Origin of the sequence: Allocoleopsis sp. (genome assembly GCF_036703385.1) — a bacterium.
Classification (GTDB): domain Bacteria; phylum Cyanobacteriota; class Cyanobacteriia; order Cyanobacteriales; family Coleofasciculaceae; genus Allocoleopsis.
Window position 1 is genome coordinate 1 of the sequence record NZ_DATNPA010000779.1, and the last position, 8198, is coordinate 8198.

6 protein-coding genes are annotated in these 8198 nt (G+C 46.9%); all 6 read right to left on the minus strand.

What is annotated here, in order from left to right:
* Positions 1-303: 303 nt before the first annotated feature.
* Positions 304-1002 (minus strand): energy-coupling factor transporter transmembrane component T, encoded by a 699-nt coding sequence (locus tag V6C93_RS36360; RefSeq protein ID WP_333481569.1) that lies wholly within the window; start codon positions 1000-1002, stop codon positions 304-306.
* Entirely contained in the window at positions 989-1534 is a 546-nt protein-coding gene (locus V6C93_RS36365) for a hypothetical protein (RefSeq protein WP_333481570.1), read from the minus strand. The genes V6C93_RS36360 and V6C93_RS36365 overlap by 14 nt, the downstream gene beginning before the upstream one ends.
* Positions 1535-1644: 110 nt before the next feature.
* Positions 1645-3801 carry an ATP-binding protein gene (locus V6C93_RS36370; protein ID WP_333481571.1) on the minus strand — a complete coding sequence of 719 codons (2157 nt, stop codon included), beginning with the start codon at positions 3799-3801 and terminating at the stop codon, positions 1645-1647.
* Between the two features lie 362 nt (positions 3802-4163).
* Positions 4164-5522, minus strand: coding sequence for a Rieske 2Fe-2S domain-containing protein (locus V6C93_RS36375; protein ID WP_333481572.1), 1359 nt, complete (start codon positions 5520-5522; stop codon positions 4164-4166).
* Positions 5523-5584: 62 nt separating this feature from the next.
* Positions 5585-7021 carry an NAD(P)/FAD-dependent oxidoreductase gene (locus V6C93_RS36380; RefSeq protein ID WP_333481573.1) on the minus strand — a complete coding sequence of 479 codons (1437 nt, stop codon included), beginning with the start codon at positions 7019-7021 and terminating at the stop codon, positions 5585-5587.
* A gap of 78 nt (positions 7022-7099) precedes the next feature.
* A partial coding sequence (locus tag V6C93_RS36385; protein WP_333481574.1) for a Rieske 2Fe-2S domain-containing protein occupies positions 7100-8198 on the minus strand: 1099 nt, incomplete at its 5' end.

Below are 8198 nucleotides of genomic sequence, written 5' to 3' on the forward strand. Positions count from 1 at the left end.
AAAGGTCAATAACTTCTATGAGTGGTGGGTTGGATGCCATCTAAATAAGTCAAAAGTCAAAAAGGAAGAATTTATTAATAAGCACGTTTTGTAGGGGCGGGTTTAGGGACAAAATGACGCAACGAACCGATAATCTCCAATCAAAACCCGCCCTAATCTAATGCTCTAGTACTCCAAGTTGGAAGTTTACTACCATTCTCCAATCAATACCTTGCTTACTTTGCTTTGATGGCTTCCCCAAATGGTAGGCGTATTTGCGCCCGCGTGTACTAGCGTCTAGCCCCTAGCTCCTAACCCCTAGTTTCACGCTACCCATTCCAGATATGCCACAACTCCCAACAAAAAAACAGCACTCACAGCAAAAATAGTATCTTTCAGGTACCATCTCAAGGGCTGGCTATTACTGCGCGGCGCTGTCGGATCGTAACCTCTAGTCTCCAACCCTACGGTAACCTCATCGGCATAAGCAACAATGCGGAAAATCAGGGGCAAGAACAAACCAGAGAACAATTGGGTTGGCTGACGTGTCAAGTTTACTCCTCGCAACCAATTTGCTTCTATAATTCGCTGGGCTTCTTGCTGAAGCAGTGGCAGAAATCTCCAGGTGAGTATCAGACTCAGGACGATAAAATTGGGCAACCGAATCGCTTGAAAAGCTCTCACCAAATCGGATGGTGATGTCGTACTCGCTAGCAACGGTGCTGGTAACAACATAGCGATGAGGCGCAGGGTACTAAAAAGGGAGGTGTGGAAGTCTCTCAGCCAGGTGGAAATAGCCATAAATACAACCAGAGTGAGCGCCACATATACGAGGATTTTGAGGTTGATTTGTACTGAAATCGGCAGCAGCACCAGCAGAGGGAGTACTAAGACTGCGATCGCCCAAATATCATGCACAAGTAGCGCAATACTAATGATGCTAAGACAAAGAACAATTTTGAGTAGGGGATTAATCTGGCTCAAAAAGCGATGCTTTGGCTCGCTCAACTTAGAGATCGACATCCATTTTTCCAGCCTTTCTAAGTTGCTTGATGGCTAACTCTCCCAACCACCAGCCCAGTGCACCTGCTGCCCCTGCTACTATCGTGAGTAAAAGCAATATCCCAGGCTGAGCTAGTTTAGCAAACGGAGCGGCTTGAGAACCTGTTAAGAGAAAAGCACCGAGAAGCACACCCCCTAAATTGGCACTCGCAAAAAAGAGGATGTTCCCTACTAAACGGTTGGTTTTGCGTCGATAGTTCCCCAGGAAAAACATCACCACTTCCGTGACTAAGACAGTGACAGCCAGATAGAGGGTAATAATGGGGTTAATCAGCGCTAAAAGCAGTGCCAGAGGAAGAATCATCAGAGCAACACTGCCACGACGCTGCAAACGTGCCATTCCTAATGTCAGGAAAATTCCTCCTAGCGGTGCCCAAGCTAAAAGCTTGAACCCAGGAGGTGCGAATGGACCGACGATGAACACAGCAATAACCATACCGATCGTCATGAAGGCCGCGAATACATAATCCCTAAGATGCCAACGATTTCCCATATCACCCTTTCAAGCTCAGCAATTTATTACCTCACCACTTGCACCAAAACCTGGCAAGATTCATCTGCAATTAATATCATTTTAAATTTTGAATCTTAAATTTTGATTTTTTAGCACGGTAACTTTACAATAAACGTCGTACCAACTTCCATTTGAGTTTGAAAACGAATCTCACCACCGTGCAATTCCACCGCCCGCTTAACAATGGCTAACCCTAATCCCGTCCCCTGAATGGTATCAGTATTCTTGCCCCGGTGAAAAGGTTCAAAGATTTTAGGGCGATCTTCAGGCAGAATGCCTATGCCTTGGTCTTCAACTTGAAAGACCGCTTTACCATTGCCACAGGAGAGGTTTAATCGAACAGCACCGCCATCTGGGGAATACTTAATCGCATTGCTCAGTAAATTAGTTAAAATCTGCCGCACTAACGTTGCATCCAGACGAACATAGCTAAAATCTCCTCGTTGGAAAAAAGCAATCCTGTGCTGATGATTGCCTAAAAGTTTGACATCCTCTACTAATTGCTCGCAGAAGTTCACGATATCTAAAGAGACCGGATTAAAGGCTAATTTCCCCGATTCAATTTGATTACTCAATAAGATATCGTCTATCATGTGAGCCATCTGTTTGGCAGCCGTTTGAATCTTCTTTAACGTGGAAAACTGTTGTTCTATCCCTAAGCGATCATAATATTTAGTTAAGGTATCTGCTGCAAGGATAATTGTCGCGAGTGGGGTACGATATTCATGAGAAATCGTCCGAACTAAGCGAGTTTTTAAGGCATTCAACTCCCTTTCTTTTTCTAGGGCTTTGCGAATTTCGGACTCTACCCGTTTGTGTTGCGCAGCTTGCTGATAGGCATCGCTAATATCTCGGAGCAACACTAACCAGTACCCTGACTGCATTTCTAGAGTGACAGACTCAACGATCGCTTCAAACACCAAATCGGGACAATGGGCTGAGGTTACTTCCTGACAAACTGGCTCATCCCTATTACATTGAATCAATTCTTCGAGAGATTTACTGCCCAAGCCTTGCAAAACGTTGTTAGCATCCATTTGAGCCAGTAGCTCCAAGTACTCACGGGCAACAGGATTGGTTAAAACAATGTGTCGTTCCCTATCCAGCAGCAGTACCCCTTCGGGCAAGTGAGCCAGAATCGTTTCCAGGTCGTGCTTTTCTAAGGTGATAAAAAAGGATCGCAACTGCTGTAGAGAAATAGACGCATTGCTAGCGACGTGATACAAAAGGCGAATTTGCTCTTCAGTAAACTGTTCGGCTTGCTCTGTCCCCAAAAACAGCAGCCCAATGATACGGTTGTCGTCGTAGGGACTGTTAATGAGTGGCACCAGTAAGAGAGACCCCAAGGTTTCTAGAGGGTCTTTTGCTTCTTGAAATTCCACAGAATTAAGGTAATGCAGCGTCAGAGATGAGTTACTCAGGTCTTGTCCGTTGAGGCGGGATAAGCGAGTGAGCATCTGCTGCTGAATCTCAGTCTGAAGCTGAGGGGTCAAGGGACGACGGGTTTTCAGAAATAACTTACAAGGTGGAGGGGTGTACCATCGATTTTTGCTAATATCTTCAAGTTGATTGGGCTTGGTATCGAGCAGAAGAATGGTTCCAGAGACATCGTGGGGAAGTGCTGGATAAAGATACTCCAGCATGGATCGCAACAAGTCTTCGTAAGTGAGGGTATAGCCGAGTTCCGCAGGGACGTTCTCACCCATCAGGATTTCTTGGATACGTTGCTGAACTTGGGTTGTGATACGCGCTTCAAATTCCGCTTGCAAATCACTCAGCTGATGCTGCGTTTCCTGGAATTGCTCCCTGGCTATTTTTGTCGCTTGACGAGCGATTTGTAGTTGTGTTGCTTGACGCTGCACGATTTGCTCCAGTGCTTGTGCGTGTTGCTTGTACTCACTAATATCTCGCCCAATCCCATAAATCCATCCATCCTCATTGAGCACCATTTCCCACACAAGCCAGCGGTAACTGCCATTCTTGTGGCTGTAGCGATGTTCCAACTGAGTCGGCTCACCCGTTACCAACTCTTGGTAAACTTTCTGCGTGGTAGTCACCTCTTGTGGATGAACAAAGGCTAACCAAGGCTGTGCCGTCAGTTCTGCCTGAGACCAACCTAGTAATTCTTCCCAAGCTGGATTAACTTGCTTGAAATAGCCGTCCTTTCCTATGAGGCAATAGAGGTCGGAGGAGAACTGGAATAAAATGTTTTGTAAGCTACTTTCCATCGAGTTTGTCTGCCCCACTATTTCTTCCTGCCTAGTCCCGTCTTAGCAGTAGATCATACCGTGTGGTACAGACTTCATTACTTCACACTCAAAGAATGCTCCTTTGAAAGAGCTTGCAACAATTCTGGGGAAGTGCCCATCACCCGTCTTTAATTACGAATTACGAATTACGAATTAATTGTGCCACCATTGCCGAGTAGGCTAAATAGTTAGTGTTTATGGGATTAGGGCAGATTGACAGGTGGTCATTTATTTCTGTTGCGCTGCTCTAGTAGGGTGTCAAGTTTGATTTGATGAGTGTTTATCCTGTTCTTAGTAAGCGCTTGGGCGAATTGAGCGCTCACTACAAACCTCTCAAAACTTGGTTGACAGACCACTAGTTAGTGCCGCTCATAGGAACGCTCAAATCGGGTTTTGACTTTCTCAGCTATAAAGGCCAAAGCTACTGCTGAAACAGAAGCTGACAACGCCCCGATTCGACCCCAAAAAGCATCGGTGACAATAGCCAAAGCCGCCATACCAATTGCTACCCCCACCAAGGTTTGTTTCAACTTATTGGTGACTTGATAAGCTCGATTACAGGAACTACAGAGTTGTGTGTGTCGCCTTAATCGGTCTACGAGAACAGAAGGAGGAGTCCCCTCGCTGTTTAAAACACCAGGCTTTGAGGTAGTATAGCCCTGATAAAACGGCAAAGATGAACCGTATTTATCCAGCCACTTACGATACTCAATCAGTAATGTATCAGATGTTTTGAGGGGCAAATATAGTGAGTTCGGATTTTTGCCCAACCGTTCGATATGTGCCTGTTGTCCCCTGATGAAAGGCATATCCTCCTCCGACACTCGATTGCGAAACAAGTGCTCAAGCCAGCGAGGCTTTAGCTTGATTTTCCGAGTCGAAAAATTCTGATAATTTCTGAGCAATACACGGCATCGCCCCTTGCCGAGAGGGAGTGAATAAATAGCCGCTCCACCCATTAAACCAGGCATCGGTAAATCAAATCGATAGGCTACTAAATTGGGAGCAACGAAATCGAGGTCTAACCAGTTCTCGCTCGCACTCCTTGTTTCTCGAACCCGGCCTCGAATCCCCTCAACCGACGTGTTGAGGACTTCCATTTCCAACGGTTGAGCATTCTGTCGATTGCTTAAAGAGCCATGATGGCTAATCGGGAAGTGAGCTGGGTCGATGACATTCTCGATAAAATACGTTTGGTCGTAGGGGCGGTCAGACATATAGTCTGAGCTGACCAAAAATCCGGGCTGATCTAATTCTGCGATCGCTGGGATGCGGTCATCATCAGCCGATTCAGGTTCCCCTCGCCACATCCAAACGATGCCTTGGCGTTCTACAACTTTAAAGGATTTTACACAGGCGTTAGTAGGAATTTTGGCATCGGTTGGTAACTGGGGAATATGCAGACATTCACCCTCACTGCCAAATTGCCAGCCGTGGTACAAACATTCGATTTTGCCATCGATGAGTTGTCCATCAGAGAGTTTAGCTGCGCGATGGGGACAACGGTCGATTAAACACACCAGTTTTCCCTCCTGGTTTCTGAATAAAACGAAGGGTTCATCATAGAGGGAAAAGCTATAAGGACAGGATGAAGGTAAGTCTTGAAGGAAAGTAATGGGATACCAACAATTTTTCCAGTTAAAGGTCTGGTCGTTTTCTGGTACGGCTAAGGGGGCAGTCGTTTTGGCTACATCTTGTGTTTGGGTATCAAGTGTCATGGTCAACTTCCTCGTTTGGGTACTGATATTAACTAGGTCAAGAACTAGCTGAGTTCAAGCCTTTACTTAAGGTGAGCAAAAATTTCGCTCGTCACTCGTTCAGCAGATTCCAAAGCCGATTCCATACCTGGAGAAGCGATCGCAGTATGTTCCCCTGCGAAGTGAATTCGCTTCCAGGGTTTAGCCATCTTGTCCTGAAATTGACGAATTTGTCCGGGAGCGAAGTGAGAATACGCTCCACGGGCATAAGGATCGCGACCCCAGGAGATTACGCGCACTATCTCCACATTCCCATCAGTGGCAGGGCGAATTCGTTTCAGTTCAGACTTGACAAATTGTGCTAATGCCTCTTCATTCATAGCATCCAACTGCTTGGCATTGGCTCCATTTACCCAGCAAACCAGGCTCTGTACTCGCCCAGTCTCATCCCGAATCGGAAAGACGCTCTCTAGCAAAGAGTCTGTCCACATCATCGGTGGATAGCCGTCTTTCTCCCAGAATGGCTCACGAACCTTAAAGCGGATTTGTGTCACAGCGGTGTAGGGCAATTCCTGTACCGCTTCAGCCTGCGCCCCTTGCAAAGGGGGAGTGATTTCTACCTGGCGCAGTACGGAAAACGGCAGAGTAACAACGGCATAATCAGCCCGGAACCTCGATCCATCTGAGCAGTGGACTTCAACATCGGTTTCACGACTACGAATGGACTCCACTACCTTCTGCGTTTGGACAGGAGACTTCAGAGATGCCGCCATTTTTTCGGGCAGGCGACTGTTACCACCCTTGATATGCATGGGTTTTTGGGTAGGAGTCTTGCCTCGCTGGTCGTTGCGGAGTGCCCACAGGGCGGAGGTAGTCTCCAGGCTATTCATTAAAGAAGTGGGGTCAAAGTTGATCAGGCGAAGGGCTTCTTTCGAGGCACCTTGGGCGCGGAGATATTCATCCAAGGGGATGTCTAGGGAAGCATGGTTCGGCTTTGTCCAGGCTGTAGCATCTTCTAAGGGATTATGCGGGCGGAGGTAGTGTGAGAGCAAGCGCGAGGGCATGAGACTCCGTTCGGCTGCAACTAATTGGTCGGCAGTCGATGTAGGCCAGTCTCGTGGCAACACGGATTGCCCTCTAACATAGAGCAGGAGTTCTTTGTCAAACCCTTTTGCTGCTTCTATCGGTACTTCCAAGTGTTGAGCTAAGGTTAACAAGCGCTGATATTTCTCGCTTAACGACTGACCCCCACTCTCTGGCTTACCGGGAACGTCATCTAGGGTATGGACGCGCCCCCCAACGCGATCGCGTGCTTCCAAAACCGTAACCGACAGCCCCTTTGCCTCTAACAACAACGCAGTATATAAACCTGAAAGCCCAGCACCAAGCACCAGTACTGAGGGGGAAGTCCCATCAGATGCAGCAACCTGCTGGGATGTCCGTCCTAATACCAGCAAGGTGAGGGCTGATTGGCTAAGTCCCCACAAGAACTCACGGCGGTTAAAAGGTTTGGTAGCCATTGTTTTTTCTTTTATCAGTAGTGGTGCATCCTGGGCAATTTATCGTTTCTGTACCAAGCGCTTGTTAGTGGTGAGTGTTTAGGAACGCTCAAATTGGATTTTTAGTTTCTCAGCTATGATCGCCATTGCGACAAGTAACAGAGAAGCTGACACTGCCGCTATTTGCATCACAGAACCGTCTGTAATTATGGCTAAAGCGGCGAGTGCGATCGCTACCCCTATAAACGTTTGTTGGAGTCGTGTTGTTACCTGATAGGCGCGATTGCAAGAACTACATAGTTGCGTATGTTGCAAAGATCGTTCTCTCTGTACCCAATTAGGCTTGCACTCTTCTGCATTTTGGCTCATGTTTGAGGTAGTATAACCCCGATAAAAGGGCAAAGAAGACCCAAATCGATCCAACCACTGGCGATATGCGATCGCAAAGGTGTCACAGGTCGGGAGCGGTGAATACACTTGTTTAATGTTTTGTCCCAACCGCTCAACTTCTTCCTGCTGCCCTAAAAGAAGTGTCAAATCCTCTTCCAGGATTTTGTTCTGTTTTAAGTGAATCCACCATCTGGGCGTCAATTTGACTTGCCAAGTCACAAAATTGCGATAGCTTCGGGTAAGAATCCGGCATCTCCCTTTACCCAGTGGGAAGAAATAAAACGCCTGTCCAAAAAACCAACCTCGCTCTGGAATGGGGAAGTGTAAATGCGCTAGTGATGGAGCAATGAAATCAAGGTTTCTCCAAGTTGGATTAGGTAGTTTAGTTTCCCGAAACCTGCCACGAAATCCCTTAACCGAACTTTCAATGATTTCCATTTCTAACGGTTGGGCTTTTTTCCGATTCCCTTGGTTCCCATGATGAGCAATGTGGATGTGAGCCGGGTCTAACATATGTTCGATAACATAGCTGAGATCGCAGGGCAGTTCAGTTATTTTATCGGTGTATACAAAACCCGGCTTGTTCAAGCTAGGAATAGTTGGGATGCACTCTTCATCCGCCGCCTCAGCGTTTCCTGCCCACATCCAAACCATGCCTTGACGTTCCACAACTTTAAACGATTGCACACAGGCATTAGCGGGAATTTTAGCATCGGTTGGTAACTGGGGAATATGCAGACATTCACCCTCACTCCCAAACTGCCAACCGTGGTACAAGCACTCTATTTTACCGTCGATGATTTGTCCG